Below are 26,425 nucleotides of genomic sequence, written 5' to 3'. Positions count from 1 at the left end.
GGCCTGGCCCCCCGTCCCGATCGGAGGTCCAGGCCACCGGCATGCCGTCGCACCCGAGCCCGCCCCGGGGCGGGCGTATCCGCGCGGCAGCCGGGCCGTGGCCGTCGGCGGCGGCGTAGGGCCCCTGCCCCGGACCGGTACGTCGAGGGACCCGATCACCTCGTAGGGGTCGGCCAGCCGTAACGCCGGGGGCTGCGCGCGCATCACGTCACCGTTCACAGCCGTGGCCTCACACCCGTACCCGGTTGCCGATGCCCGCCACGGCAGAGTCATCCGACGGGCCGCGTGGCAGGTCAGCGAGCGCTTTCACCTCTGGCAGGGCCTTTCCCGCCGCGTTCAGGACATCGCCTCCGCCCACCGCGGCTGCCTGCCCGCAGCTCTGCCCGCGGTCAGTGAAGGCGATCCCGCACCGGTCGAGGAGACCGCCAAGGGCACTGCGGCGGACACCCGGGCCGGGCGCCATGCCCAGAGTCTGTTCGAGGCCGTCCATGCCCTGATCCCCACCGGCCGGAGCCACAGCTCCGTGGCCCGCGAGCTCGGCCTGGACCGCCGTACCGTCGGCAAGTACGCCCGGCCCGCACCTGGCAGGAAGTCATGCGCCGGCCGCCCCGCAAGCCCTCCACGCTGGACCCCTACCTCGACTACCTGCGGCAACGCTGGGACGAAGGACAGCACAGCGCGAAGATCCTGCACGAATGAACTGCAGACCAAGGGCTACCTCGGCCACTACCAGCGCGGGAAAATGGCCGTCGCACCCCTCAAGCAGCGCCTGCCCATCGACGAGCCCCGCGAGCGACCGCCCTCACCTCGCGAAGCGGCCCGCTGGATCACCACCCACCCTCACCGCCGCAGCCCGCACATCAACGAGCGCCTGCCCCGGCTCCTCGACCACTGCCCTGAACTCAAGCTCACCCACGACCTGGTCCGCCGCTTCGCCACCGTGGTCGACAACCACGACGCGGCACCCTTGCCGGGCTGGCTGAGCGAGCTCGCAAACACAGCGGACTGGCCCCTCTCGCAAGCCTCGCCGGAGCCCTACGCGAAGACCGACACGCCGTCACCCAGGGAATCACGACCCCTTACAACTCCGGGGTCAACGAAGGCCGCATCACCGACGTCAAGCTGCAGAAACGCATCATGGCCGGACGCGGCGGCACCCTCCTCCTCCGCCACCGTGTCGTCCTGATCGCCCACCTCCGCCGCCGCTCTGCGGACCGGCTGACCGTGTCACCGAGATGATCTCCAGCTGCTGAGTAGGCCCGGAGCGCGGTGCCGGAATTGCTCCCGGTCCGTTTCTCCGGACCTCTCGCCGAACCCGCCGTGCGTCTCTCAACGCAACGGGCTCTCCACGGTCTCTGCCGTCAGACGGGGTTCGCAGGCTGCCAAGGGTTGGGGATCGTGCTGGCTCGGTATCGGTAACGGCTAACCGTGACCGATGCGATCCGGAACAGCTCGATCCCGTCTGCCGCGATGGGTCGCCACCGCCCGGTGGGGGTGGTGAACCGGCGGCGGACGTCGCCCCAACTCCATCGGTGACGTTCCCGCAGCATGCGGATAAGACGCCACCACACGAAAGCGTCGAGCCTGTCGAAGACATGCTTGGCGACAGCGTGCTTGAAGTAGTTGGCCCAACCGCGCATGATCTGAGTGAGTCTCTTCAGCACGGTGGCAAGATCCTGCTGCGATGTCCTGCCTGTCAGAGCACAGACCTTAGCCTTCAGCGACCGGATGGGCCGGTCGGCGATGAAGGTGTAGACGTGCCACTTGGTCGTGCCTCCTTTGCGTTTCCACTGGATGCGGAAGCCCAGGAAGTCGAACCCATCGCTCATGTGCGTGATCGGGGTGCACCTGGAGCCACACCGCCAGGCATGGGGCATGGGGCATGGGGCATGATCACGGGGTGAATGACATAGCCGACCTCGTATCAACGGTGACCGTGTTGTGGGAGCCGCATCGCTCCGCGCCCTTTCCGCAGGGTCTCGCGGGTGCCGACCGGGCGGGTTACGACCTGGTCATGACTGATGCGGACATCGCAGGGTGTGTGTACACCTGGCTGGACAACGCCGGTCGCCTGGATGACTGGCGATACAGAATGCTGCATCGGCGTATGTCTCAGCTCATGGAGATCCTGTCCGCACTCGGCGACGAAGACGATCGGGTGTACTGGGAGCGACTATTCCGCGTAGGGGAACTCGTCGCCTCCACGGATCCCACGCCACGAGTGGCCGTAGCACCCACGGACCCCAGGCCATAGGCGCGCCCCTCCGCCTGAGATACCGGCCTCGCGAGCAGGAGTGCCTTCCATGCTCCGTGGCAACCCGGGCCGCCTCCCAGCCATCTTCATCTGGTCAGCGGGGTTATCCGAAGGAAACGGCCCAGGTTGCCGTCGACGCCGCTGCACCTCCGGGGCCGCTCACCGCGGGAGGAAGGCGAGCGCCTTCACGAGGTCGTCGCGCGTCATCTGCGAGCGGCCGGCGAGACGGCACGGGTCATCGGTGACACCGTGAGCGTCTCGGCCGACCTCCGCTCTTCTCGCCGGGTTTGTAGCAGCAGCACACGGGCGGCGCCGTCGACCACGGCCTGCCAGATCAATCAGTCATGAGGATCAGGCGCGCACGGTGTACCAAGCACCGAGACCACTGCATCCGCGTGCGTCATAGGTGGTGCTGCGGTAGCCCGCTGGGATGGGCGAGTAGGGGCAGGTCCAGATGCCGTTGCGGACGAGCTGGTGGAACCATGCGCCGATGCCGCTACACCCGTTGCGGTCGTAGCTGGTAGTCACGTACCCCGACACGATCGGCGAGCCCGCGCAGGTCCAGAGGCCGTCACGCGCGAGTCGGTGGAACCAGGCGCCGACGCCGCTGCAGCCATTTCGGTCGTAGCTGGTGATGACGTACCCGGTCACGATCGGCGAACCGCCGCAGGTCCAGATTCCGTCGCGGGCGGGCACCTGGAGCCAGGAACCCGCGCCGTTGCAGCCGTTGCGGTCGAAGGCGCTGATGACGTAGCCGTCCGGAACGGGCGTTCCGGGGCAGGTCCAGCCGCCTACTGTGGCCTTCGATTCGCTGGCCGCGGCGCTAGCCGTACCGGCGACGGTTCCGGCGAGGACGACAGTCACGAGGAGAGCGACTGCTCCTGCAATTGCGGAGACCCTGCTTCGGAAGGCCGGCATCGTCGCGGAGTTCCACGAACTCCGCACTTGGTGAAATATTCTGTTCAATTCACACCATCCCTATTGGCGCGCCACATTGATGCATCTCGATAACCAAGAGAACCTGGCAACGGGACGAGGGTCACACTACTTGTTCACCATGTGAAAAAGATGCAAATACTGAAAAGAAAACAACTTGACCTAAACCACACAGGACAGCACGTCAGTGCGTTGAGGAAAACCTCGCGCCCCGCCGACCCGACGAGCTCGGTGTGCATTTGAGCTGGGGGAACGCAGGCGGAGAGTGTGCGTCGGGGCGTACGGCCCGATGGCGACTTTCAGACAGCGCAGGCAACCGGCGACAGTGATTCCAGCTGGTAGGGAGGAGCCGGATTCCCCGTTGAGCACTTCGCACAGCCCAGTAGGTGCTTAATCCACTCGGCGAGCTCCCGTCGGTAACGCTGGCCAGCGGTTGGCCAGCGGTGTCCCGCCGCCTCCGACTGCTGGCGGGCGTCATCGTGTTCGGTGGAGCCCTTGTGGCGGCCCTGGCGTGGTCTCCGGTCGACGTGGGTACGGTAGATCAGACGGGGCCTGGAGCCTGGCTTGGTGCAGATCAGGGCAGCGATCGAGACGCGTTCGGTGCCCTCCGACGGTCACCGTCACCAACGGTGTCCGGCCCCGGCGGCCCCACGTGCGGCCGGTGGCCTGCCTCGTCTCGAAGCAGAGCCAGGCGCCCAGGTCCGCCGCGGCCTGTTCACGGCGGGGCACGCTCGTCCTTCCACGCGGCAATCTTCGCCTCGTCGCGCTCGGCGGCCCGGCGGGCAGGAACCTGTACGCTCCAACCGATTCGGTGCAGCAGCAGGTCCACCCCGGTCGGCGTGTACTCCACCTTGAACCGGCGGCGGATCACCTCGGCGATCCGTGCCGGCGTCCAGCAATGGTCCTCGTCCCAGCCGTGAGCGGCCGGACCCGCCTCCAGCTCACCTTCCGGCTGGCGCAACTACTCGTCGGTGAGCTTGCACCGGGCGCCCCCGGCTCATCGGCAGCCAGCCGTAATTGCTCTCTCCGGGTCCGCTCCTCGGCCTTGAGTCCACCACCATCGGGATACCGCCGTTGGCCATGTTGTTGCCCTTGGGCGTGCGCCTCTTGTCGGTGCCGGACAGGCGGATGCCCGCGGGGACGACCCGATACTGGGCATTGTGGCCGCAGGTCCACAGGGTCAGGTTCATCCCGTTGGTCTTCACGTCGTGCCCCGCCGGCGTGAGGCACTTTCCGCTGGCGTTGTTCACGAGGCGCCCGAACTCGTCGAAGTACCACTTCTGGCTGGCCCCACCCGTGCAACGCCACACCGTGATGATCGCGCCGTTCGCCCTGCTGTCTCCTTCGGGAGTGGCACAGTAGTCGACGCCCTGAGTGCCGTTCCACAGTTGACTGGGGACCTTGACGGCGGCTGCCGGTGCGTCGGCCTCTGCGCTGTTCGCCGCGCCCACCGGCCCGAGCAGGGCCAGTCCCGTCGCTGCCGCAGCTGTCGAAATGCGCCGCACGTGTCTCTCCCTGGGCGTGGTTGAAGAGTAGAGCGTCAGGGCGAGTCCGAGTGTCGGCCTCGACAGTCAGTTCGTACGTCAGTCTGGCGGCAGCCCCACCGCCGTTCCCCCTGAATGATCAACATGCCGCCTACTTGCCTTCGTCCGGGAGGACTTGTACGGGAGGGCATGCGTCGGTTGCCGGGCACCCGATGAAGCACGGTGAGGCTGCCTGGGTCCGTCGCGGGCCCCACGCCTACTTGTTGCGCGCCACGCGCATACGATGCCCCGCCCTCTCCGCGCGGCCCATGTACCAGTCGCGGAACTTCCACATGGCCACGATGAACGGCGCCGTGCTCAGCCCGAGGAGCAAGGACTGACCCCACGGCTCGTGCCGGCCGAAATGCAGATACAGCGTCGACGCCACGAACGCCAGGACCACCAGCAGCAGCAATTTCACCAGTCTCGAAAGATTCATACGAAACCGGATGCCCCGATCCGGCCTCATATCACGCGGTGGCGCGATATGACAGTGCCGTCAGCGATGTTGAAGGCGGCGAACAGGCTGGTGATGCCGTGCCGGTAGTAATCGTGTGGTCCGGCGTTCGGGCAGGCCCGGCATCATCGGCAGGACTGGCTGTGAGCGGTCAAGCGCCTGGATCTGAGACTTCTCGTCCATGCAGAGGACGACCGCCTTCTCGGGCGGGTGGTGGTACAGGCCGACGACGTCGACGACCTTGGCGACGAAGTGCGCCCGGTCGAGGAGGATCGAGGGCGGTCGGCCCGAGCAGGGCTCGTCACGCAGTCCGCCGAGGCGTTTGGCGATGAACCGGGCCCGCCAGCGGTCCACTGTCGACCGGTCGATGCCGAGGTCGTCCGCGGCCTGCTGGTTTGTCCCGCCCTCCGCACAGCGCAGCACGATCTTGGCTCGCAACGCGAGGAACTGGGCGGTCTTCACCCGCCGCGCCCACTGCGTCAGCTGCCTCCGATCGGCCTCGTCCAACACCAGGTCGGCCTTCGGCCGGCCGCTCCAGCCGGCGTCCTCAAGCCCAGCCATCCGCTCTGCGGCGAAAGCCCGACGCCACTTACCAACCGTCTTGGCCTGGACACCGATGATCCGTGCGACACCTGCGTTTGACATGCCATCAGCGCACGCCAGGATGATGCGCGCCTTCTCGGCCGAGCGCCCGTCCGGCATTTTCATCCGCAGCACCAACTTGGCGAGTTCAGCCTTGGACAGCGTGATCTCCACAGCAGAGGGGGCCGAATGCTACATGGCAACAGGGTTGTACATAGCCATCAAGGTTTCTGGCGCATCACACTAGGTTTGTTGTCCCGGGACGTTGGTGACACGCGTGCTGGGTGCTTGAAATGGGTGAAAGGGAACCGACCCCGCTGTTGCCCTGCAACTGCTGCACCGCGCCACAGATCACATCACGGGCCGAGCCGGGGGGCATCTTCCGGAGGGTATCCAGCACCTGCTTGGTCGCCGACTCACCCGCGATGCCCAGCAGCGACACGAGCACGACGTCGTCCTCCGTGCGTTTCAGCGCCTGTCCGCCAGGAACGACATGGTGCTCCGGACCGGTGGATCCCGCCCGGGCGACACCGTGCACCATGGTTGATCATCCGACACCCATGTACCGCGTTCCGGGACGGCGGGCCGCCGATGGGGACGGCCCGCCGCGCTCACGGGGTCAGCCGGTTCATACCTGGTCGATCACCCATCGGGACGCCGTCCCGATGGTGGGCTGGAAGAAGACCTGGGCCCCGACGAGTCCGTTCGCGTGCAGGTACTTGCCGCTCCAGTTGTGCTTGATGGACTTCGGGCTGCCGGACGTGGTCGTCCACTTCTGATACACGCCTGCGTTGCACGGGAACGTGTAGACGTCCGCGCCGTTTCCGTCGAGGCAGTGGCCCGACGCCGGGTTCCTGAAGATGCCCCCGATGATCGTCCACACCTGCTTCGCGCTGCGATCACAGTTGCCGAGGACGAGGTTTCCCTTACCCGCCGGGACGTCCACCACCACCTGAAGGCAGGAGTTGCGGCTATTTCCGTTGATCACCTGGTAGTACACCGGCGCCGCCGCCTGCGCCGAGGCTGGGGCGCCGACCAGCAGCGTCGAACCGAATGCGATCGCCGCGCCTGCACCGGCGAGTCGACTGAACTGTCCCTTGAGTTCCATGGTTGATCCCCTCGAGTTCAGATTATTGGCGCGCCGCCTGTGGCGCCGCCCGGTCATTCAGCATCTCTGAGATGTGCTGAGAAGGGTGTGGTGCGGAACGAGCAGCCGGAACCGACGAACCACAGACGGATGATGTCCTTGGCCAGCCCGAGATAGTGGCTTCCAGCGGTACGAGCCGAACGATTCGTGTGGAAGTCCTCCTGGTCGGATATCGGATAGGGGACCGCCTCTGTTCGCCGTTGCACGGATGCCTCCGGCGACCGGATTGTAGGGATTGGCTGGACGACGTCACCGTCTCGCATGCCGTCCCCACGGCGTCATCACCACGTCACCATCGGCCGCTACGCCGACATTCCGTGAACGCTATGCTTTGATCCAGTCACTGTCGGCAAGGGGAGAGGCCGGGGGAATGGACTTTCGAGTACTCGGCGCGCTTGAGGTCTGGACAGGCGGTGAGCGGGTGCTTCTGCCGGGAGCACGTCGTCAGCGGGTATTGGCTGCGCTGTTGTTGGCACCGAACTCGGTGGTGGCGCTGTCCAGGCTCGTCGAGATGACCTGGGATGACGAGCCGCCCGCCACCGCCATCAAGCAGCTGCAGAACTCTGTCTCGGCACTGCGGGAACGCTTGGGCGACATCGACCAGCGGCTCATCCTCACCGAGGAACCCGGCTACCGGATCTGCGTCGGTGAGGAGCGGCTCGACTCGCTCCGGTTCACCGCCGGGGTCGCCGACAGCCGCCGCCACGCTGCTGAGGGGAGGCTGGATCGGGCAGTTGGGGTGATCCGGCCGGCGCGCGGAGGCGCTGCACGTTTTCCACCGCCTCAGGACCTGCCTCGCCGAGGAACTCGGAGTCGGCCCCGGAGCCGATATTCAGCGGCTGCATGAGCAGATTCTGCGCGGTGAGCCCCGGCCCCGCCGAGACAACCGCGCCCGGGCCGTCGGCGCCCTGCCTGCCCCGAGGTCGCGCTGGGCCGTCGCGTCACTGGTGCCTCGGCAGCTGCCGCAGACGATCCACGACTTCACCGGCCGCGCCGATCACCTGGCCGCGCTCGACGCCCTGTTACCGCCGGCCAGCGGCCAGGCCGTGGTGATCTCCGCACTCGACGGATCAGGCGGAGTAGGCAAAACGACGCTCGCAGTGCACTGGGCTCACCGCGTCCAGGACCGGTTCCCGGACGGCACACTGCACACCAACTTGCGCGGTTACGGTCCCGGCAAGTCCGCCAGCCCGGACGAGGTACTTGACGACTTCCTGGTCGCGCTCGGCGTGCATCCGGCGGCGGTGCCCGCCGGGACTGGCGCCCGCTCGGGACTATTTCGCACGCTGGCGGCGGGGCGACGAATGTTGATCATACTGGACAACGCCAACAGCGCCGAGCAAGTCCGGCCGCTGTTGCCGGGAGCACCCGGGTGCATGGTGCTTGTGACCAGCCGCGACAGCCTGACCGGCCTGGTAGTCACCGAAGCCGCGCACCGGCTCACCCTCGATGTGCTCTCCCCAACCGAGGCCTTCAGCCTGGTCGTCGGCATCATCGGCCCCACCCGAGCCCAAGCAGAACCAGCTGCGGTGGAGAACCTCATCCGGCTGTGCGCGCGGCTGCCGCTGGCGCTGCGGATCGCCGCCGGGCGCGCGGCCGCGTACGAACACGTCTCCGTCGCCGACATCGTCGCCGAGCTCGCCGAGGAGGACTCCAAACTCGACGCACTGAGCTGGGGTCAAGATCCCTACGCCGCGGTCCGCAACGTACTCGAGTGGTCCTACGAACAACTGACTGCGCCGCAGGCGTACCTGTTCCGGCGCCTCGGCCTACACCCCGGTCCAGACATCTCGACACCCGCCGCGGCGGCCCTCGCGCGCCTGCCACCACGCGAGGCACGGCAGCTGCTCAACGCGCTGGCCGACGCGCACCTCATCGAACCGGTCACGCACGACCGATACCGCTTCCACGACTTGCTGCGCGCCTACGCGGACGAGTTGGCCTGTGAACACGACACCGATGACGAGCGCCACCACGCCCTCGACGCAGTGCTCACGTGGTACAGCCACACCGCTCACACCGCCGACCGCCAGCTTTACCCAACCTGCACGCGCCTGGTGGCAAACCCCGCCGAGCCCGCCCATCCCCACCCCATAGCCGACCGTGACCACGCCTGGGCATGGTTCACCGCCGAACGGGCCAACCTGGTCGCCGCCCTGCACCACGCCGTCGACCGCACCATGGACCGGTACGCTCTGCACCTCGTCGACGCTCTCGGCTTCCTCGTACTCATGGGCGGCTGGGAGGAACGCATCGACACCGCCACCGCAGGCTTGCATGCGGCGCAGCGGTCCGGCCAGACCGAGCACGAAGCCAACGTCCTGCTCGCTCGCGGAGAAGCACTGGCGCACCTGCAACATCCCGACGCAGAACCAGACCTCACCCACGCCTCCACACTCGCCCAGGCCGCCGGCAACATCCACATCCAGATCGCCGCCCGCACCGAACTCGGCCGACTACTGCGCCGACAAACCCGGTTCGCCGAAGCGCTGCACCACTACGACGAGGTGCGCGTGCTCAGCCGTGGATTCGACACCGGACGGTGGGAAGCGGTAGCGGAAGGCAACATCGCCGAACTCCACGCTGATCTCGGCGACCACCAGCAAGCCATCGACCACGGCACACGCAGCGCGTCGCTGCGCCACAAGCTCGGCGATACCGACGGCGAGGCATGCGCACTCTCGGCCATCGCCAGGGGCTGGCAGGGCATCGGCGACCACGACACGGCGATCATTCATTGCCGACGCGCGATCGCACTCGGCCGCACGTCCCTCGGCAGCCACGACGAGACACTCGCCTGGCCCCTCGCCGTCCTCGCCACATCCCTGAACCACCTCGGACACGTGAACGAGGCCATCGCCTGCTGGCAAGAAGCCGCCGCGATCTACACCGACCGAGGACTGGACGCCGACGCCGCCACGATGCACCACCACATCCGAACGGCAGCCCATCACACCGAGCCGCATCCCGCCAGCGGCATCGCAGACCAACGTCCCATTCGTTGATCAACCTGCCGTACCCCTTGTGTGCGAAAATGCTGGCGAATTGGGCAGCCAGCACCGAGGCGATGTGCGAGCGACGGGGTGCTGGTCGTACGGTCTGGTCGGTCCAAGTTCCAACCACCCGGTCGGACACCAGCCACTCGGCGTCGAACCACGGGTCGCCGGAGGCACACCCGGGAGCGACCACGGCGCGGTCCACCAGCTCGGCGAGCGCGCGTCGTGCGGACCGAGTGCGAGAACCTCCGTGAGTCGACGTTGGAAGGGCTCGACACCGCGCCCCACAAGGGCAAATACGGAGGGCTTTCGCGCGGAGGCCCACCAGGCGCTGACGCAGACGTACCTGGTGCACCAGATCGCTCCGCTCTTCGGAGTCTCGAAGTCGGCGGCGGACCGGATGATCGACCCGCTCGGCCCGCGTGTTGCCCTGCGGCCCAGACAGCGTTTCGCAGAGGACCGTACTCATCGTCGACGGCTTCGCGGGTGCCACCCGCGAACACACGATCGCCGAACAGTCCAAGAAGTTGCGCTACTCCACCAACCACCAGCGGGCGTCGGCGGGCCCCTCGCCACCCTTCACCGCCGCGGCCAGGCACAACGCTCTCAGCCGCATCTACCTCGGCGTGCACTGCCGATGGGACGCCGACGCGGGCATATCCTCCGGCAACTCCCTCGGCGAGTACGTGCACGGCAACGCCCTCACCACGGCCCCGGTACCGGATGGACCTTTGCGGGAACTGCCGACTGCGACGGCGACGGCTACAGCAGCTAGGCACGCGTGCAGATCGCGGAGCCCGCGACTGCCTGCCGGTGCCCAGCACGCCTTGGGACGGGCTGTATCCCGGCCTGCGGCGGCTGGCACGGGCGGCCGTACGGGTGACGTCGCCCGTTCGCCTGCTGAGATGAGCCGGGGTCGGCTTGGAAGCATGTTGTGCTGCCTGCACGGCCCGTCGGCCGTAGGCAGGACCGGCCGGGCCCCGGGGCTGGTCTGCCGGACAGCGAAGGAGGACTGATGTCTCGTTTCCAGGACAGCCAGCGAACCGGAAGCACCATCTTGGCACTGCTCTGCGCAGTGCTCCTGAGCCAGGCCGCACTACCGACCGGTTCCAGCGCCCATGCGGCTGCCCACTCCACAAAACCTCGTGTCGACTGGGATGCGATCGCCCGATGCGAGTCGGGTGGCAACTGGCGTGCCAACACGGGCAATGGACACTACGGCGGTCTGCAGTTCACCCAGCCGAGCTGGAGGGCGGCAGGTGGTCGCCGGTACGCCGCCCGGGCCGACCTGGCCACGAAGCCGGAGCAGATCGCGACGGCCAGAAGGCTGGCCGCGGTGCAGGGTATGGGGGCTTGGACCTGCGCCCGCCGGTAGCAGGCGGGCGGGCCTGTCAGCGGAGTCGGGTGTGAAGCCCGGTTTTCGTGCGCGAGACGGGCTGCTGCGGAATCTTTCTCCCCGCGGCCTGGCCGGACTGGCTGCCCCTCACTGGATCTCATCATGAGATAGGCCTCCCCCGGAGCATGAGGGGAGGCCTATCTGTACAGGGCTGTGCGCTGCGACCGGTTCAGGTAGTGGCGCTGGGCGCGCCGGGTCCAGGAGCTGGTTGTCAGGGCTTGCCGTGGTGACCGGCCTTGTGGTGGCCGTCATTGAAGCCGCCGCCATCGTTGATGCAGACGTTGCCGAAGGCAGGGTTGAGGATGCCGACGATGTTGACGGGGTGTTGACAGTGTTGACGGTGTTGACGCAGATGTTGATCGGAATGTGGATGGGCGCCTGCAGGACGCCCGGGGAGCCGGTGGCAGCGCCCTCGGCCACGGCGTTGGCGGCGGCAAGGCCGGCCCCGCTTGCCAGGACAGCGCTGGCGGCGGCGGTAACGGCTGTGCAGCACGGCATCGACCCGAACGGCAACGGAAAGTATGACTTCGGTAAGGGCAAGAGCGAACTCGACCCGCGTCTGCCCCAGGAAGCCACCGCACCGGCAAACTGCGGAGTGCTCCACGGTGCCACCGCTAATACCTCTCCGATGCGCGGGCACTGACCCGCGGCGGACAAGGTCGGACCACCGAGCCCGACATCCACCATTCCGGAGGCAATACGGGCCGGTAGCCGTTCGGCTCCCGCCCGACCCGCGGACCGCACCCTGGGCCGCAGACACCCAGGGTGCGGACCCGCGTTCACCGGCCGTCCGACAGTGAGCCTGGTCAACCTCGTCTGGAGCTTCATGAGCGACGAGATCACCCCGACGCCCGCTGGTGGTGCTGCGGGCAGCGTCCCAGAGCAGTCCGCTGCCCGCGAAGCGCAGCACGATGTCGCCGGAAACAGTCGATGATTCGCTGCGGGAGAAGGGGCTGATCGCAGGTCGAGAGGCTTTGCCTGCCGCTGGGCGGGGGGCAACGGCTACGGGCCCGTCGAGGTTCAAGGCCTCAAGGGTCTCGTTGCGGGCTGAAGAAGTTGTGCGGCCTGTGAGGTGCGACGGCGGATCGCCTCGGCCCCGCTGCCCTGTGGCCGCTCTCCCCGCCCCGAAGCCGGCGACGTGACGGCAAGCTCCGGGGGCCCGGGGTCGGTGGCGCGGACGGTGAAGGTGTGGCCGCCGGGGCTGGCTTTCCAGGGGGAGGCCCATTGGCGCCAGGTGTCGGTCGTGTCCTGGGTTGCGAGGTCGGCGGTGTTCCAGGGCCCGTCGTCGGTGCGGACTTCGACGCGTTCGATGCCACGGTGCTGGGCCCAGGCGACTCCGGCGATCATGACGGTGCCGACCTCGTTGGAGACGCAGGTCAAGGTGATGTCCCGCTCGATGAGCTCACGGCCCAGGAGGTCCTCGAAACTGACGGTGAGCGGGCGGACCACGCCCTTGCCGTGGATTTTTTGGCGCCACGACGTGGCGTCGACCTTGGGGACGACCAAGGCGGTGTCGACGCGACAGAAGGAGCCGTGCGAGGCGACGAGGGGGCCGATCCCGGGAATCTCGAGCTGCGCGCCGGCGGGGATGGCGGCAGCTGGTAAGGCGGGTGGCGGGATGCGCACTGCACTGCGTGAGGCGACAGCGTCCTGGCCGCGCATGCCGTTCAGAGCGGCCGAGCGCGCCCGCGCCGTAGAGGCCACGGCGGTGGCGGTGGCGGCGATCATGAAACCGCGCCGGTCTCACCCCGCAGCCTCCGGTTGGTCGGCCGGAGGCACCGCGGCGTCCGAGATGGCCGGGTGGTGAGGCGGCCGATAAGCCAGTACAGCAGTGCTGCGCCGACGACGGCTCCGGCCATCGACGGCAGGGCATCGGCGAGGCCGGTGGGGTCGGGGCGGGTCACGGCTGCGCCCGCGTCGACTACGCCGAGGATCAGAACGCCCGCCGATCCGGCGCGCCGGTAGCGCAGGGCGATCAGCCCGAGGAGGACGGCGAGGGCTGCGAGGGCTGCGAGGGTGACGAGGATGCCCAGTTGCAGGACCAGTTTGTCGTCCTCGCCGAAGTGCCGGATCGCGACGTCCTTGACCGGCGCGGGGTGCGGTCGATGGCCGCGCCGCCCACCACGGTGATCGGCCCGGACTGCGGCCTCACTGCGGCAGAGACGAGTTCCGTGACAGCCAGGGCGGCGAATCCGGCCAGGAGGCCGCTGAGCGCAGCGGGCGGGCAGGCAGGCAGGCAGGCAGGCAGGCGACGCACCCACCACGGGGTAGTTGCATGATTAGACCGAACGCCGGCTGCTACTGGTGATCCGATGCCTGCGGTTTGCGGAGTCCACCCGCCCGGTCCACGATCCGGGGTTCACACCGCAGACCGCGCGGTCGCCGCGCGGACTGCGGTGGTGGTGTGTGCGTAGGAGCGACCGGTGAGGGCCGCACGTCTGCTACATCGGGGTCAGGACGGTGTCGATGATGTTGACGGTGGCGTTGGAGGTCTGGACGTCGCCGCAGATCACCTTCGCGGACTTGTTGACGGTGAAGGTCTCGCCGGAGCCGGCAGTGGTGAGGGATCCGCCTTCAAGTGTCTTGAAGGTGCCGTTCGCCATCTGCTCCGGAGTCAGCTTCTCACCCACGACGTGGTAGGTGAGGATCTTCGTCAGCTGGGCCTTGTCGGCGAGGATCTTGTCGAGGTCGGCCTTCGGGATCTTCTTGAAGGCGTCGTTGCTCGGCGCGAACACGGTGATGTTCTGCGCGTTGTTGAGGGTGTCGACGAGGCCGGCCTTCTTCACCGCCGCGACGAGGGTGGACAGGGCGGGGTTGTTGGAGGCCGCTGTCGCGACCGGGTCTTGGGCCATGCCGGCGAGGCTGCCCGCGCCGTCCTTCGGAACCGACGCGCAGGCGGGACCGTACGGGTCGACCTTCGGGGTGTCGGCGAACGCGGGGGCCGCGACGCCCAGCGTGATGGGCAGGACGAACGCGGCGGCCGCGACCATGGCGGAGCGGCGGATACGAGTGGAAGACATCTGGGGTTCCTCCTCCAAGGAGGGCGGGCCCAAAAGCGAGCCCAAGGCACTGCGCGACGGGGATCATGGAGCAGTCTCCGGCTCCGGAGCCCTGCGTACGCGACAGGGTGCCGCCGGCGGGCGATCCACCGGCCCAGCAGGCGCCTACCCGGAGGTGATGGCGCCAAGCACTCGAGGTCCGCGGGCCTCAGGATCATGCGCGGCCGCGGTCCGCGGTGAGTATCCCGCGGACTCCTGGTGGACAGCGGGCTGTGGGAAATCGCCGGAATGCTCCGCGGGGGGATACCGGCATTACCGGCGGTAGGGCAGCGCCGATTGCGGCGTCGTCCGAACAAGGACAGCAGGTCAGGTCATGGTAAGCAGCCGAAGCCGCCCCAGCCCGCCCACGGTGAGCGGCCCCAGCCCGCACGAGGGAACCGATCAGCACGACTGGTCACCCGATGTGGACGAGACCAAGCAGCGGGCCAACCCGAGTGCGCATCGCTCCTTCCACCACGACACGTACGCTCCCGCCCCCGGGCCGAACCGTGTCCAACAAGGAGGGCGGAAACCCCCACGGCAAACCCACCAAGAGCCTGGGCAGCCGGGGCGAGCAGCGCAAGAAGGGCTCTGGCGACAAGGGGATGCACGACCTCGGGCCGCGCGGCCGCTCCCAGCGCCCTAGCGGGACCAAGGACGCCTCCGCCTCCACCGGCGTCGACCCCCAGGCCCCAGGACCCACCCGAGGACGGCAGCGCCGGCTGACGCGCAGCACTGGATCAGGACGGCGCTGTCGCCGTTCTCGACGTAGTCGACCCGGCCTTCGACCGTTCGGTGCCGAATACCGGGTGAGCCGAGAACCTCAGGCGGTTCCGGCCCTCGCCGGGTAGGGCAACGTGCCGACCGGGGCCCCTCTGGAGGGCGTGAAGGAGGCACGCACCATGGCCGCACCGACCGCAGTACCGGCCTTGCGTCGCAGAAGGGTCCGGCTAAACGAGCACGTCCCTGAACACGATCGGGCGGCCCGGCGGGTCCCCCCGCTGGGCCCGCCCCTCACCACCGAAACGGGGGTCCTGCTGAACGCGGCACGTCGCCTCGAACAGGTGCTGGATGTCGGTCCGGCCGCGGTGCTGCCGGCGTCCTCCGAGGGGGCGTGCTTCGCGCCGGGGCGCTCAGACTCGGGGCGGGACGTGTCCAGGTCCCGGCCGGAGTGGCTGCCGTCCGGCCGGGCCTTGGTGCGTGGGCGGTGCTACAGCTCGTCGCCCTCGACGTCTCCCTCGTTCACGAGGTCTTCCTCGCGGCGGCGTTTGGTCTCGTCGTCCAGGCTCCGGGAGGTCTTCTCCGGCTGCTGGGGGCGCGCCGGGCCCGGGCCCGCAGGCCGCTTGCGCTCCGTCCCCGTCTCCTCAGGGCCCTTGCTCGGCCGACCCGGCTGCTGCCGCTTGTCCTGCATACCGCCCATGACGGTGACTCCTCGCGATGTGGAAGTCTTACCGGCACCACGCTGGCACAGCCAGTGACAGGGTGCATTATTTCGGTCATGCAGTGCCGCAGGGTTGAAGGCGATCCCCGTGACCGGCGCGCCCAGTGGTGCGTCCCATAAGGCGGCTCGAGGATGAGGCGCAACAGCCCCGAGCCGTCAGGAGCCCTTGCGTGCTGGAGCGCAAGCAGATCAAGGCTCGTACACAGATCACTTTCGTCCTGCCCGCCGGGGCGCCGCCCGGTCAGCGTCGTCGGCGACTTCAACGACGGGCAGCCCGGCACCCACACCCTGGAACCACGCGAGGACGGCATGCGTGCCGTCACCGTCACCCTGCCCGGCAAGAGCGTCCATTCCTTCCGCTACCTCGGCGCGGGCGACTGCTGGTTCGACGAGGATCACGCGGACGACCACGACGGCACCAACAGCCGCCTGCACACCTGATTCCGGAGTGCCAAGCCGGGTGAGAGCTCACACGCCGGGCAGTCCCGCCTCTGCCCTCTCGAGCACGACCCCCTACGCAGCGCTGTGACAGCCAGCCTCAACTACCGGTCGTGGCGTGCGGGAACATCCGTCAGCGGCGCTGTCGAGCCGCGGCGGCGGTCCGGCCTCCCCTGAAGGTGGGGGGAGGCTGGACCGCTCAGGGCGTGGGCCCTGCGGCTGGTTCAGAGGATGGCGTGATCTGCCGGCTCCGACTCTCTGGTGGCTGCTCGCTGGTCAGCTTTGTGGGGCTCAGTACTTGTCGCCGTGGTGGTCGGCCTTGTGGTGGTCGGCCTTGTCGTTCCCGCCGTTGTTGATGCAGGTGTTGCCGAAGGCGGGGTTGAGGAAGCCGACGACGTTGACGGTGTTGCCGCAGATGTTGATCGGGACGTGGACGGGTACCTGGACGACGTTGCCGGACAGGACGCCGGGGGAGCCGATGGCAGCGCCCTCGGCGGTGGCATCCGCGGCGGCCATGCCGGCGCCGCCGGCCAGGACAGCAGCGGCTGCGGCGGTGACGGCTACGGCCTGTGCGATACGCGACATCGAAAACTCCTAGAGGAGGGGGGCCGCCGCAGGGATTGCGGCGTCGAATCCGTCCAACAGCGCAAGTATGTGACCAGTTACGGGGATTCGGCCGAAACGGTGACCTGCGGCCACCTCCCCAGCCTCGGTCCGCGCTATCCGGGTCTCGCCGTTCCTCTTCTTTCGGGCGGTGCACGTCGGTACCCTGCCGGGTATGCAGCCGAGTCGGCCGGATCGTGAGCGTGAGGTAAACTAGAACGCGGCTCGGTTGACGAAATTGCGCGGCGAGGGGCGGCTGGAGGAGGCCCTTGTCCCTGCCGACCGGGCGGTGGCCGCAGCGGAAGGTATCGTCCTGCACAGCCCGGCCGATACGACGGCCCAATGGGTTCTGGCAGGGCACCTGTACAACCGCGCGGCCCTCCACAACGGCCTCGACCAGTACCACCACGGTCTACGTCGCCTGCGAGGTGTACGCCCTGTTCCGCCGCTTGCAGCTCAACGGCACGTCGAAGCGGCGCCCGGGCCGCCCACAGGGTGCCGGCAGCGCCGCGTCCCGTCGCGTCAGACACCATCCGACGGGCTGGAGCGGCGGTTCACCAGACGGTGGTAGAGCGATTCGTACGCAGCTGCCATGCGCGAGGTGTCGAACCGGTCCAGCGCCCGCCTGCGACAGTCCCGGGCGGACAGGCGGCCAACGGACCGGATGGCGTCGGCCAGCTGGTCGGGATGGTCGCAGATGTACCCGGAGACGCCGTGCTCGACGATCTCGGGCACGGACCCCCGGCGCAGAGCCACGACCGGCGTGCCGCAGGCCATGGCCTCGATCATCACCATGCCGAAGGGTTCCTCCCAGCAGATCGGGAACACCAGGCACCGTGACTGCGCGAGGAGTTCCCGCTTGGCGCGTTGGTCCACTTCGCCCACCCACTGGGCGTCCTCGCCCAGGCGGGGAAGGACCTCCTTCTCAAAGTACGGTTCCTCCGCCGGGTCGTTGCACTTGCCGGCGATGGTGATCGTCATGCCCGCCTCGCGGGCGGCGTCGATGGCGAGGTGAACACCCTTGTCCGCAGCGATCCGGCCGAGGAAGAGGACGCCCTCGCCCTTGTGCTCACGGAAGGGATAATCAAGGGCGCGCACCGCGTTGTGGACCTGTCCGGCCCACGGGAGGTCGGGAGCCTGCTCCTGCTGGGCACGTGAAATCGCAACCAGGTGCACCGAGCCGCCCAGGGCCCGGTAGTAGTCCCCGATCTCGCCGGAAACCGGCCCGTGCGCGGTCATCACGGTGGGGACCGGCCGCTGGCCCGCCTGCAGCGGCCCCGCGGTGCTGTGGTCGTGGACGATGTCGGGGCGGAGCGTGCGGAGCACCCGGCCCACGCGCGCCGCGTGCAGCACCTCCGGTCCGCTCCTCCCCAGCCGTTCGGCGCCCTGCGCCGTGGGCTCGGTGGCAATGAACTCACCCTTGGTACCGTTGGCGCCCACTCCGATGACGGTCACGCGGTGACCCAGCTCCACGAGACCGTCGACGAGGTCCGCGCACATCGACTCGATGCCACCGTAGGCGGCAGGAGGAAGCTCGAACCAGGGCGTCGAAACCATGACGATGTCGAGACGGCGATTCATGAGCGGCTCAGTCTCCTGTCCCCGGGGCGCCGGGATCTGCGGGCGGGGCCGCGGGCGGGTCCGTCGGCGGCTGCCGGTGGCCCGACGCCGCGGCAAGCGGCCGCAGGGGCTGCTGGATGACTTCCACGTCGGCGGGGAGGCCTTCGAGACGGGTCGAGCGGCCGTCCACCCACAGCTCGGCACGGCCGCCGGCGAGCGGAAGGTTGTGGACGTGCAGGCGTCCGTAGCGCTCCGGCCAGGCCGGCGCCACCCACACCTGCCGGTGCGGCATCCACGGATCCAGCCGCAGCAGTGCCCGCACGAGTTGCACCGGCGCGGCGGCCGCCCACGCCTGCGGGGAGCAGGAGGTGGGGTACGGCAGCGGTGCCTCGTACTCGCTGCGGTCGAAACCGCAGAACAGCTCGGGCAGCCTGCCTCCGAACGCCTCGGCGGCGTCCAGGATGCCGGTCGCCACGCGCTGTGCCTCCTCCACGAAGCCGTAGCGCATCAGGCCGGTGGCGATGATGGCGTTGTCGTGCGGCCAGACCGACCCGTTGTGGTAGCTCATCGGGTTGTAGGCACCCATGGAGGAAGCCAGCGTGCGAATTCCCCAGCCGGTGAACATCTCCGGTGACAACAGGTGCTCCGCCACCTGGGCCGCCTTGTCCTCGTCGACGATCCCCGTCCACAGACAGTGCCCCATGTTGGACGCGAGGGCGTCGATGGGGCGCTTGTCCCGGTCCAGACCGATCGCGAACCACCCGCGCTCCGGCAGCCAGAACTGCTCGTTGAACGCCTGTTTCAACGCAGCCGCCCGCTGCGCCCAGCGTTCGGCGACCGCCGTGTCCCCCGCCTCGTGCGCGAAGTGCGACCGTACGATGTACGCCGCGTACACGTACCCCTGCACCTCACACAGGGCGATCGGCGACTGCGCGAGAGAGCCGTCGGCGAAGTTGACGCCGTCGAAGGAGTCCTTCCACCCCTGGTTCAGCAGGCCGTCCTCGGTCATCCGCTGGTACTCCACGAAACCGTCGCCGTCGCGGTCCCCGCACTGCTCGATCCACTCCAGCGCCCGGTCGGCGTGCGGCAGCAGGGCGTCGACCGCCTCCGGCTCGATCCCCCAGCGCCGCAGCTCCCCGAGCATCACCACGAACAACGGTGTCGCGTCGGCAGTCCCGTAGTAGACGCTGCCACCGCCGCGGGCCAGCGGGAAGTCCAGACCGAACCGGGTCTCGTGCAGGATACGGCCGGGCTGCTCCTCCGTCCTCGGATCGACGACGCAGCCCTGCGCGCGCGCCAAAGTCTGCAAGGTGCCCAGGGCCAGCCCCGGGTCCAGCGGTAGTGCCATGTACGAGGCCAGCAGCGAGTCCCGGCCGAACAGCGCCATGAACCACGGAGCACCGGCCGCGACCGCCACGTTCTCCGGATGCAGGGGGTCGAAGATCCGCAGCGCACCGAGGTCCTCCACGCTCCGCCGCAGGGTCCGCCGCAGTTCCGGGTCCTCGATCTCACCGACGCGCGGGGCGGCGTCCCGCCACGCCCGCATCCGCCGCGCGGGCGAGGAGTCACCCAGCTCCGCTCCCGTCGGGAAGGTGCCAGTGATCTGACGCCCGTCGATGCTCGGCTGGACGAGGACGGTCGTGCGCCACTCGCCCCGCGAGGGCAGGGTGACGCTGAACTCCAGGCGGTCCGTCAGGGCGCGGGCGCCTGCCGCCTCCACCCGTACCCCGCGCTGCGCCGCTCCTGCCTGCAGGTCGAGGCTCAGGGCGGAGCCCTGCGGGGTGGCCGAGACCCCGCCGCGGGACTGCATCCGGTTCTCCTTCACATCGAACAGATCGGCGAAGTCGGCGCCGACGTGCAGGGAGAGCACCAGGGACACCGGCCGGCTGCCGAGATTGCGCAGATGGAGGTCCTCGCGCATGCCGTCACCGATGTACCGCCGACGCTCCAGCAGCACTTCAGTCTCCGCGCCGCGCGGCGGGACACGAGCCACGAATGTCGTGCTGTACGGGTCTCCCGACAGCACCGTGAGCTCGTGGGGAAGACGCTCGTCCAGCCGCAGACGCCAGTCGGAGATGATGCGCGTGTCCCTGAAGAACAACCCCTGTGGGGAGCCGGCGTCCATGTCCCCCGACGTTCCGGAGACGCAGAACGTCGGCCCCTCGACCAGTGTCACCGTGGCCGCGGCGTGCACTGCGGGCTCGTGCTCGACGATCGTGTCGAATCCCGCGCTCATACTTCCTCCCGTGGCTGAAGCCCAGGGCTCCCGCCATAGCGCCGGCCCGCTGCTCCACCACCGCGTCACGCCCTCCGACCGTGTGAGCAGACACAGGCATCCACCAAGTCGTACAGCACGGATCCTGCCGCCGCACGGGGTGAACGGCTCACCACGGCCCCTCGTCCACCGCTTGGCCCAACCGTGCGGTCGGCGGGCGGCTGCCCGGTATTTATGGGAGTGCCGGAGAGGACCCCGGTTTCGCCGTTGAGGACTACGTTCGCCGCAGGGACCGGATCGCGGCCCGGGTGAAGGGCCGCCGCACGGGCGAGCCGTCCCCGGGCGTGGCCTGCACCGACGCCAAGCACGCCACCTGGCGCACCGGCCGCGCGGCGCTGGATCCCGCGCAGGACACCTGGCCGTGCCGGGAGGCACCGCGCGCACCCGAGCGGCCGCTCCGGTTCGGCGTGCCGCAGCACGAGGACGTCTCGAACCGCCGCCACACCTCCACCGGGCATTGGACAGATCGTCTGGGCATCGGCGACGTTCAGGCACGGGTCCGGGCTACCCGCCGACTACCCGGCAGGCCCGGGCGCAGACACCGGTGCCCGAAGCGCACGGCGCACAACCCGGCGTCTTGGGATCAAACAAGAGCAGCCAGGCCAACACACGGCGCTGAAGTCGCGACTTCCGCACCATGCCAGAGCCCGAAACTCCCGCATCCGATGACCCGCTGGGGGACGCCCTCAGACGTCCAGTCAATAGTGGCAGCACGAGGCGCCAAGTCGGCTACTGGGCGCGGGTGTTGCCGGTCCGGCCAGAACGGGGAAGACTCCTTGCGAGCAGAGAGAGGGTGCGCCCGTGGCAGCAGCCGATCCGGAGCAAGTCGCCTGGTTGACCGAGAGGAAGCTGGCCCGAGCCTGGTTGACCATCCGGCCGACCTGCCTGCACGCCACCGCGAATGCCAACGGAGTCCGCAACAATCTCCTGGTATCGCACAGCACTTGGGGCGAGAGCAAGTGGCACACGTACCACCCCGCAGACACCGCCCGGGTGGCCGGGGCGATCGCCGACGGCACCGCAGAGCTTCAGCCGCACTGGCGAAACGACACCCCCGAGGCCAAGCTGCTCGATCAGCGCCTCCGCAGGAAGAACCTGCCCGGTGACATCGGGTGCGCCCTGCTCGTCGCCGTCGCGTTGACGATCATCGTCACTATCCTGGTCACCTACTGGCACTGACCCGCACAGAGCCGCTCAGTCGGGATCCGGCTCGTCGCCCTCCGCGAACAGCTCCGAGTACGCGGAGGGCGAGCAGCAGATGAAGAGCGCTTCTCACCCCGCGGCAGCGGCGTGCCCGACAGCCCCGGCTTGAGCGACGAGCAGGAGGGCCGGGTCGACCGGATGTGGGCGGAGATCGGGGAGCTGTCGATCGCCGTCGCGGCCCATCCCACTGGACGACGGTCCCCCGCGAGAACAGCTGTTCTTCTGAGCGTTCATGGCCGGGTCGGAGTCGGGCCCCATGTTAGGGGAACGCGTGTCCGCGGTGGTGTCGGTGTCCCGGTGTGCGCCCAGCCGGCGGTTCCGGGCTGGTTTGGCCTGCTCTAGGCGGCGTCCCAGTCGATGTCGTAGTGCTCGTAGAGGGCGTGCTCTTCCTCTTCGGAGAGGTGGCCGCCAGCATCCACGTCGACGTTGGCGCGTCCTTGACCTTGTCCCTCGCGAAGGGGACCTCAACGTGGTCCTCGACCATGGTGCATCCTTGATAGGGACGAAGGACTCGCTGGTGCCGAACATGCCGGTCTTGCGCTGGCCCGTTCCGGCCGGCCGGTTGCGTCGTCGCAAAGGACGTGCTTGGCCTCGCCGATCTTGTGCCCGTCCGTGTCGGACACCGGATGGTCGAGTACAGAAGGGATCTGCTCCTGCGTGATCATGCGCGCTCTCTTTATGCAGGTTTCTATAAGTTTCGTTCGTCTTCGCCTACCCTCCTGGTGCGCAGGAAACCCGCTCGTTACGCCGACGCCGGGGGTGGCATAAGACGGGTGTGAGTGGAAAGCCGCCGGTTATGACACGTACGCCGAAACCAGAGCACGGGGATGACCGCGAGCCCACTGCGGGCGGGCCTGGCAGCGTGGGTCCCGATGAGCGCGTCGAGGAGCGGGCGCCGGATCGGCTTTCGGAGATGCCCAAACGGTCGTGGATGGCAGTGTTGCGCGGCACGCTGAAGGAGTTCAAGAACGACGAGCTAGCCGACCGGGCCGCTGCTTTGACCTACTACGGGGTGCTGGCCCTCTTCCCCGCCCTGCTGGTGCTGGTGTCGCTGCTGGGTATCGCGGGTGAGTCGGCGTCCAAGCAGGTGCTGGACAACCTGCAGAAGCTGACCCCCGGCTCCGCGCGCGACGTGATCAGCAACGCGGTCCAACAGCTCCAGGGCAACAGCGGGGTCGGCTCCCTCCTGGCCCTCGTCGGCCTGGCGGTGGCCATCTGGTCGGCCTCGGGCTACGTAGCCGCGTTCATCCGCACCTCGAACGCCGTCTACGACATGCCCGAGGGCCGCCCGGTGTGGAAGGTGCTGCCGCTACGCCTCGCCCTGACCGTCACGCTGATGATCCTGGCCGTTGTCAGCGCGTTGATCGTCGTCTTCTCCGGCTCCCTGGCACGGCAGGCGGGCACAGCCCTGGGGATCGGTGACACCGCCCTGACCGTGTGGTCGATCGCGAAGTGGCCGGTCCTGGTCCTGCTCGTCACGATCATGATCGCGATCTTGTACTGGGCAGCTCCCAACGCCAAGGGCCGCGGTTTCAAGTGGGTCACGCCCGGAAGTTTCCTGGCGCTGGTGATCTGGATGATCGCCTCGGCCGGCTTCGCGTTCTACGTCGCGAACTTCGGCTCCTACAACAAGACGTACGGCACCCTCGCCGGTGTGATCATCTTCCTGATCTGGTTGTGGATCACCAACCTGGCCATTCTCCTGGGCCTGGAGTTCGACGCCGAGATGGTCCGCCAGCGCGCCATCGCCGGCGGCCACCCCGAAGACGAGGAACCCTACGTCGAACCCCGCGACACACGTAAGTGGAGCGACGAAGACCGCCGCCGCCTTGAATGAGCGGCGCGTGGAACAGCTGCGGGCGGGGAAGCGGCGAGGCATGGAAATCCTGGCAGCGCTGCGCAATGGTGATCGTCGGCTGACGAAAGGAATGGCCGCCTGGGACTCGGCATGGGCGCGACAGCTCCTCCCGCCGGTCGAGCGAGCGGCCGAGCACACGAAGCTGTGGTGGGCGGCAGCCGCGGTTATGGCGGTCGGCGGGGGCCGGCGGGGCCGCAAAACCGCGGCCGCCGGTATCACGGCCATGGCGGTGGCGGAGCTGCTGTCCAACGGCGTCGCGAAACCGCTCGTCGGGCGGCGCCGGCCCCCGAAGGAGTGGATTCCTCACGACGATGTCGAGGACCGGCCAGACAGCTCGTCCTTCCCCTCCGGACACACCGCCGCCGCCGTCGCGTTCACCGCGGCCGTCGCGCCCTCCTGGCCGTGGGCCGGTGTCGCCTGCGCCGTACCCATGACGCTGGTGGCGATCGAGCGGGTCCACAGCGGCGCGCACTACCCCTCCGACATCGCAGCCGGCGCCGTCATCGGCTTGGCCGCGGCCGCCCTGGGCCGGGCAACACCTCGCCTGATCATCCGACACGTGGGATGACTGCACGTCGCTGCGGTGACCGGTGGGTTGCGGGGTAGGCGGGCCGTGACAAGCCGCGTGCACAATTCAACGAAAGGGATCTGCCATGGCGGCGCGTTTCGAGGTCCGGCACCAGCCGGGCAAGGCTGCCACTTCGTTCTGATCGCAACGAACGGGCAGGTCATCGCGACCAGCGAGCACTACGAGAGCCATCGGTCCTGCCTGAACGGCATCGACTCCGTCAAACGCAACGCGGACGCTCCCATCCGGAACGACACCGGTACATCCTGGGCTGCACGCCGTCACCGCCGCCGCTGTCACCGCCGCCGTTTTGGTGGTTCGATGGTGGACGACCCGCACGCTGCGGCAAGAGCAGCACGGCGCCAGTGCCGCCAGAGCTTTTGGCGCCGGGCGACACCCGCAGCCGCGGACACCCCGCACGAGCGCCTGGCTACATTGCATGCCTCGCTGCCTGTCCGTCGCTGTCTTCCCCGTTTCCCGCCCTAGATCGGCCGTGGCACCGCGCCCAGCGTCTGCTCTGTGTCAGCCGACACGCTGTGTCTCAACTCCGGCCTGGGCGGGCACGTGGGGCAGCGGGACGGTGCAGGACGCGCAGCGTCGGGCGTGAGCGGGGACGGGACTGAGGCATTCGGGGCAGTCGCGCTTGGGTGCCTGGACGTCCTGGTGGGGGGCGAGGCGCTGGTGGAGCTTGTTGATCGGCAGGACCACCAGGAAGTACAAGGCGGTCGCAAGGAGCAGGAAGCTGATCGCCGCGTTGATGAAGGCCCCGTACGGAAACTGAGTGGCGCCGACCGTGAACGCTTTGCGGCTCATGTCCCCGGCTACGCCCGTGGCGAGCCCGACCAGCGGGGTCAGGAACGCTCCGACGAACCCGTTGACGACGGCGGTAAACGCAGCACCGATGACGATGCCGACGGCCAAGTCGACGACGTTGCCGCGAAGGATGAAGCTACGAAAGCCCTTCACCTGGTGTCTCTCCTCTGCATGCCCATGGAGGGCGTGGGCGCGGGGTGGCCCCGGTGGCTGTTCTCAGTTCTTCCCGGATGCCCCGCATCCGATCGTCGATGCGGTCTTACCGGCGGGCGTGGCGGGCGCGCGGCCGCCGGTGCAGCGGAGCGGATCGAGGGGTGAGGAGGAGTTCCTCGTACCGGCCGAGGGCGAGCACAGTGGCGAGTAATGCCCCGGGCAGGGCCAGCGCGAGGAGGGCGGTGGTCGGTGCCGCCGGGTCTGGCATCACGCGCTGGGCACGCCGGCGAGGGTGGCGCCGGGAAGGACCTCTGTGAGGGGGAGGTCGAGGGCGTGGGCGAGTTCGCGAAGCTCCTGCTCGGTGGGGTGGATGGGGCCTGCGGTGCCGTCCTGGACGAAGACCTTGATGCGTGGGGTGCGGATACCGGTGCGGTCCGCAAGCGCCTGCACACTGAGGTGTCGGCGGCGCATAGCTTCTTCCAGGACGTGCGACAGGTCGGCCATTTCCCTCTCATGCCCCGGTTGCTGGCCCTCATGCCGTGCCGTGGCCGAGGGCACCCCAATGCGCGTGAAGTTCTAGCGACGCAGCAACAGAAAGACGACCTCGCGGTGGCAGTTCAGGTGCCCGCGGCCGGGCACACAGAAGGGGGCCGAGGGACGAGGCGAGCGGCGTGGTCGGGACGGGGCGATCGGCCCAGGCGCCCGCTTCGGCCCGAACCTGCAACGTGGCCAAAGGCTGCCCGCGGTCGTGTGGCACGGGGCGAGGACTTGCCCGACCTGTCACGGTAGTGCGAACCCTCGTCCCGGTGGACGCATCACGGTGGAACGCGGGTGAGGGGACGGGCCCGGGTGCCGGTCAGGACGTTGACGTCGCCGATGTTCACGGTGGTGCCGTTGAGGACGTTGTTAACGGTGATCAGGCCGGAGCAGTTCACGGTGTGGTTGGGGCCGCCGCCTTGATGGGAGCAGGTGTAGCTGTGCGGGCCGCTGGCGAGGCTGTGCTGCTGTGCCATTGCCGGCGCGACGGCCGCACCGGCCAGTCCTGCGGTCAGTGCGGTCGCGGTCGCGAAACGGGCAAGCTTCACAGTCGTCCTACCTTCTTGATGTGGGTCTGAACTGGTCATTCGTAAGATCGGTGGGGCCCAGGGGTCCCGGGTATGGCTGTCACAGTCACGCCGTTGGAT

24 protein-coding genes and 5 pseudogenes are annotated in these 26,425 nt (G+C 68.6%); 9 read left to right on the top strand and 20 right to left on the bottom strand.

Annotated elements, in window-relative coordinates; all coding sequences use genetic code 11:
- Window positions 1-229 precede the first annotated feature (229 nt).
- The 9 genes and pseudogenes from ACFWTC_RS35160 to ACFWTC_RS35120 all read right to left on the bottom strand — a co-directional run bounded on the left by ACFWTC_RS35160 (window position 230) and on the right by ACFWTC_RS35120 (window position 6,860).
- Entirely contained in the window at window positions 230-490 is a 261-nt protein-coding gene (locus tag ACFWTC_RS35160) for a hypothetical protein (protein ID WP_384029959.1), read from the bottom strand.
- Window positions 491-1,361: 871 nt separating this feature from the next.
- Window positions 1,362-1,829, bottom strand: coding sequence for a group II intron maturase-specific domain-containing protein (locus ACFWTC_RS35155; protein WP_384029957.1), 468 nt, complete (start codon window positions 1,827-1,829; stop codon window positions 1,362-1,364).
- A 776-nt stretch (window positions 1,830-2,605) separates the two neighbouring features.
- Window positions 2,606-3,118 (bottom strand): hypothetical protein, encoded by a 513-nt coding sequence (locus tag ACFWTC_RS35150; RefSeq protein WP_383928946.1) that lies wholly within the window; start codon window positions 3,116-3,118, stop codon window positions 2,606-2,608.
- Between the two features lie 787 nt (window positions 3,119-3,905).
- Entirely contained in the window at window positions 3,906-4,151 is a 246-nt protein-coding gene (locus ACFWTC_RS35145) for a winged helix-turn-helix domain-containing protein (RefSeq protein ID WP_384029955.1), read from the bottom strand.
- Window positions 4,132-4,695 (bottom strand): RICIN domain-containing protein, encoded by a 564-nt coding sequence (locus tag ACFWTC_RS35140; protein WP_384029953.1) that lies wholly within the window; start codon window positions 4,693-4,695, stop codon window positions 4,132-4,134. The genes ACFWTC_RS35145 and ACFWTC_RS35140 overlap by 20 nt, the downstream gene beginning before the upstream one ends.
- Window positions 4,696-4,930: 235 nt before the next feature.
- On the bottom strand, window positions 4,931-5,128 hold the full coding sequence (locus tag ACFWTC_RS35135) for a hypothetical protein (RefSeq protein WP_384029951.1): 198 nt from the start codon (window positions 5,126-5,128) through the stop codon (window positions 4,931-4,933).
- A gap of 65 nt (window positions 5,129-5,193) precedes the next feature.
- Window positions 5,194-5,926: pseudogene (locus ACFWTC_RS35130) on the bottom strand (helix-turn-helix domain-containing protein); the annotation flags it as partial.
- Between the two features lie 118 nt (window positions 5,927-6,044).
- Window positions 6,045-6,203 (bottom strand): annotated as a pseudogene (locus ACFWTC_RS35125) (ribonuclease BN); the annotation flags it as partial.
- Window positions 6,204-6,380: 177 nt separating this feature from the next.
- On the bottom strand, window positions 6,381-6,860 hold the full coding sequence (locus tag ACFWTC_RS35120; protein ID WP_383931383.1) for a ricin-type beta-trefoil lectin domain protein: 480 nt from the start codon (window positions 6,858-6,860) through the stop codon (window positions 6,381-6,383).
- A 409-nt stretch (window positions 6,861-7,269) separates the two neighbouring features.
- Here ACFWTC_RS35120 and ACFWTC_RS35115 point away from each other — a divergent pair, with 409 nt between their 5' ends.
- From ACFWTC_RS35115 to ACFWTC_RS35100, 4 genes and pseudogenes are all read left to right on the top strand, one after another.
- Window positions 7,270-7,746: a winged helix-turn-helix domain-containing protein gene (locus tag ACFWTC_RS35115; RefSeq protein WP_384029949.1), complete on the top strand. Its 477-nt coding sequence runs from the start codon at window positions 7,270-7,272 to the stop codon at window positions 7,744-7,746.
- Window positions 7,664-9,904: an ATP-binding protein gene (locus ACFWTC_RS35110; RefSeq protein ID WP_384029960.1), complete on the top strand. Its 2,241-nt coding sequence runs from the start codon at window positions 7,664-7,666 to the stop codon at window positions 9,902-9,904. Before ACFWTC_RS35115 ends, ACFWTC_RS35110 begins: the two co-directional genes overlap by 83 nt.
- 340 nt (window positions 9,905-10,244) lie before the next feature.
- A pseudogene (locus ACFWTC_RS35105) lies at window positions 10,245-10,446 on the top strand (IS5/IS1182 family transposase); the annotation flags it as partial.
- 464 nt (window positions 10,447-10,910) lie between these two features.
- Window positions 10,911-11,270: a transglycosylase family protein gene (locus ACFWTC_RS35100; RefSeq protein ID WP_383931388.1), complete on the top strand. Its 360-nt coding sequence runs from the start codon at window positions 10,911-10,913 to the stop codon at window positions 11,268-11,270.
- A 108-nt stretch (window positions 11,271-11,378) separates the two neighbouring features.
- Here ACFWTC_RS35100 and ACFWTC_RS35095 read toward each other — a convergent pair whose 3' ends face one another.
- The 4 genes and pseudogenes from ACFWTC_RS35095 to ACFWTC_RS35080 form a co-directional block, all read right to left on the bottom strand.
- On the bottom strand, window positions 11,379-11,789 hold the full coding sequence (locus ACFWTC_RS35095; RefSeq protein ID WP_383931391.1) for a chaplin family protein: 411 nt from the start codon (window positions 11,787-11,789) through the stop codon (window positions 11,379-11,381).
- 666 nt (window positions 11,790-12,455) lie between these two features.
- Window positions 12,456-13,548: pseudogene (locus ACFWTC_RS35090) on the bottom strand (molybdopterin-dependent oxidoreductase); the annotation flags it as partial.
- Window positions 13,549-13,732: 184 nt separating this feature from the next.
- The gene (locus ACFWTC_RS35085) at window positions 13,733-14,311 is read right to left on the bottom strand and encodes a fasciclin domain-containing protein (protein WP_383902689.1); all 579 of its coding nucleotides are present in this window, start codon (window positions 14,309-14,311) and stop codon (window positions 13,733-13,735) included.
- 1,228 nt (window positions 14,312-15,539) lie between these two features.
- Complete coding sequence (locus tag ACFWTC_RS35080; RefSeq protein WP_383931394.1) at window positions 15,540-15,749, bottom strand: hypothetical protein; 210 nt, start codon at window positions 15,747-15,749, stop codon at window positions 15,540-15,542.
- 153 nt (window positions 15,750-15,902) lie between these two features.
- Between ACFWTC_RS35080 and ACFWTC_RS35075 the strand changes: the two genes are divergently transcribed.
- Window positions 15,903-16,211 (top strand): hypothetical protein, encoded by a 309-nt coding sequence (locus ACFWTC_RS35075; protein ID WP_383931397.1) that lies wholly within the window; start codon window positions 15,903-15,905, stop codon window positions 16,209-16,211.
- A 288-nt stretch (window positions 16,212-16,499) separates the two neighbouring features.
- Here ACFWTC_RS35075 and ACFWTC_RS35070 read toward each other — a convergent pair whose 3' ends face one another.
- The 3 genes from ACFWTC_RS35070 to ACFWTC_RS35060 all read right to left on the bottom strand — a co-directional run bounded on the left by ACFWTC_RS35070 (window position 16,500) and on the right by ACFWTC_RS35060 (window position 20,607).
- Window positions 16,500-16,793 carry a chaplin gene (locus ACFWTC_RS35070; protein ID WP_383931400.1) on the bottom strand — a complete coding sequence of 98 codons (294 nt, stop codon included), beginning with the start codon at window positions 16,791-16,793 and terminating at the stop codon, window positions 16,500-16,502.
- A gap of 540 nt (window positions 16,794-17,333) precedes the next feature.
- Entirely contained in the window at window positions 17,334-18,392 is a 1,059-nt protein-coding gene (locus ACFWTC_RS35065) for a glycosyltransferase family 4 protein (protein ID WP_383931403.1), read from the bottom strand.
- 7 nt (window positions 18,393-18,399) lie between these two features.
- Complete coding sequence (locus tag ACFWTC_RS35060) at window positions 18,400-20,607, bottom strand: glycogen debranching N-terminal domain-containing protein (protein WP_383931406.1); 2,208 nt, start codon at window positions 20,605-20,607, stop codon at window positions 18,400-18,402.
- An 840-nt stretch (window positions 20,608-21,447) separates the two neighbouring features.
- Between ACFWTC_RS35060 and ACFWTC_RS35055 the strand changes: the two genes are divergently transcribed.
- Window positions 21,448-21,825, top strand: a complete 378-nt coding sequence (locus ACFWTC_RS35055; RefSeq protein ID WP_383931409.1) for a hypothetical protein — start codon at window positions 21,448-21,450, stop codon at window positions 21,823-21,825.
- A 368-nt stretch (window positions 21,826-22,193) separates the two neighbouring features.
- Here the strand turns inward: ACFWTC_RS35055 and ACFWTC_RS35050 are convergent.
- Window positions 22,194-22,514, bottom strand: a pseudogene (locus tag ACFWTC_RS35050) (PRC-barrel domain-containing protein); the annotation flags it as partial.
- A 131-nt stretch (window positions 22,515-22,645) separates the two neighbouring features.
- On the opposite strand from ACFWTC_RS35050, the gene ACFWTC_RS35045 reads away from it, so the two are divergent.
- Genes ACFWTC_RS35045 through ACFWTC_RS35035 form a run of 3 tightly spaced genes read left to right on the top strand, consistent with a single transcriptional unit; the run spans window position 22,646 to window position 24,761 of the window.
- A complete protein-coding gene (locus tag ACFWTC_RS35045; protein WP_383931412.1) occupies window positions 22,646-23,686 on the top strand; it encodes a YihY/virulence factor BrkB family protein in 1,041 nt (346 codons plus the stop codon).
- 40 nt (window positions 23,687-23,726) lie between these two features.
- Window positions 23,727-24,275: a phosphatase PAP2 family protein gene (locus ACFWTC_RS35040; RefSeq protein WP_384029947.1), complete on the top strand. Its 549-nt coding sequence runs from the start codon at window positions 23,727-23,729 to the stop codon at window positions 24,273-24,275.
- Window positions 24,276-24,290: 15 nt separating this feature from the next.
- Window positions 24,291-24,761: a YegP family protein gene (locus ACFWTC_RS35035; protein ID WP_384029945.1), complete on the top strand. Its 471-nt coding sequence runs from the start codon at window positions 24,291-24,293 to the stop codon at window positions 24,759-24,761.
- Between the two features lie 36 nt (window positions 24,762-24,797).
- Here the strand turns inward: ACFWTC_RS35035 and mscL are convergent, their stop codons facing one another.
- The 3 genes from mscL to ACFWTC_RS35020 all read right to left on the bottom strand — a co-directional run bounded on the left by mscL (window position 24,798) and on the right by ACFWTC_RS35020 (window position 26,326).
- The gene (mscL, locus tag ACFWTC_RS35030; RefSeq protein ID WP_383931418.1) at window positions 24,798-25,241 is read right to left on the bottom strand and encodes a large conductance mechanosensitive channel protein MscL; all 444 of its coding nucleotides are present in this window, start codon (window positions 25,239-25,241) and stop codon (window positions 24,798-24,800) included.
- Between the two features lie 267 nt (window positions 25,242-25,508).
- Entirely contained in the window at window positions 25,509-25,745 is a 237-nt protein-coding gene (locus ACFWTC_RS35025) for an XRE family transcriptional regulator (protein WP_383931424.1), read from the bottom strand.
- 311 nt (window positions 25,746-26,056) lie between these two features.
- Window positions 26,057-26,326 (bottom strand): hypothetical protein, encoded by a 270-nt coding sequence (locus tag ACFWTC_RS35020; protein ID WP_384029943.1) that lies wholly within the window; start codon window positions 26,324-26,326, stop codon window positions 26,057-26,059.
- Window positions 26,327-26,425 lie beyond the last annotated feature (99 nt).

It is taken from the genome of Streptomyces sp. NPDC058619, from assembly GCF_042717785.1.
Lineage (GTDB): Bacteria > Actinomycetota > Actinomycetes > Streptomycetales > Streptomycetaceae > Streptomyces.
The sequence above is the reverse complement of the archived record's forward strand: the minus strand, read 5'-3'. Positions and strand labels throughout refer to the sequence as shown.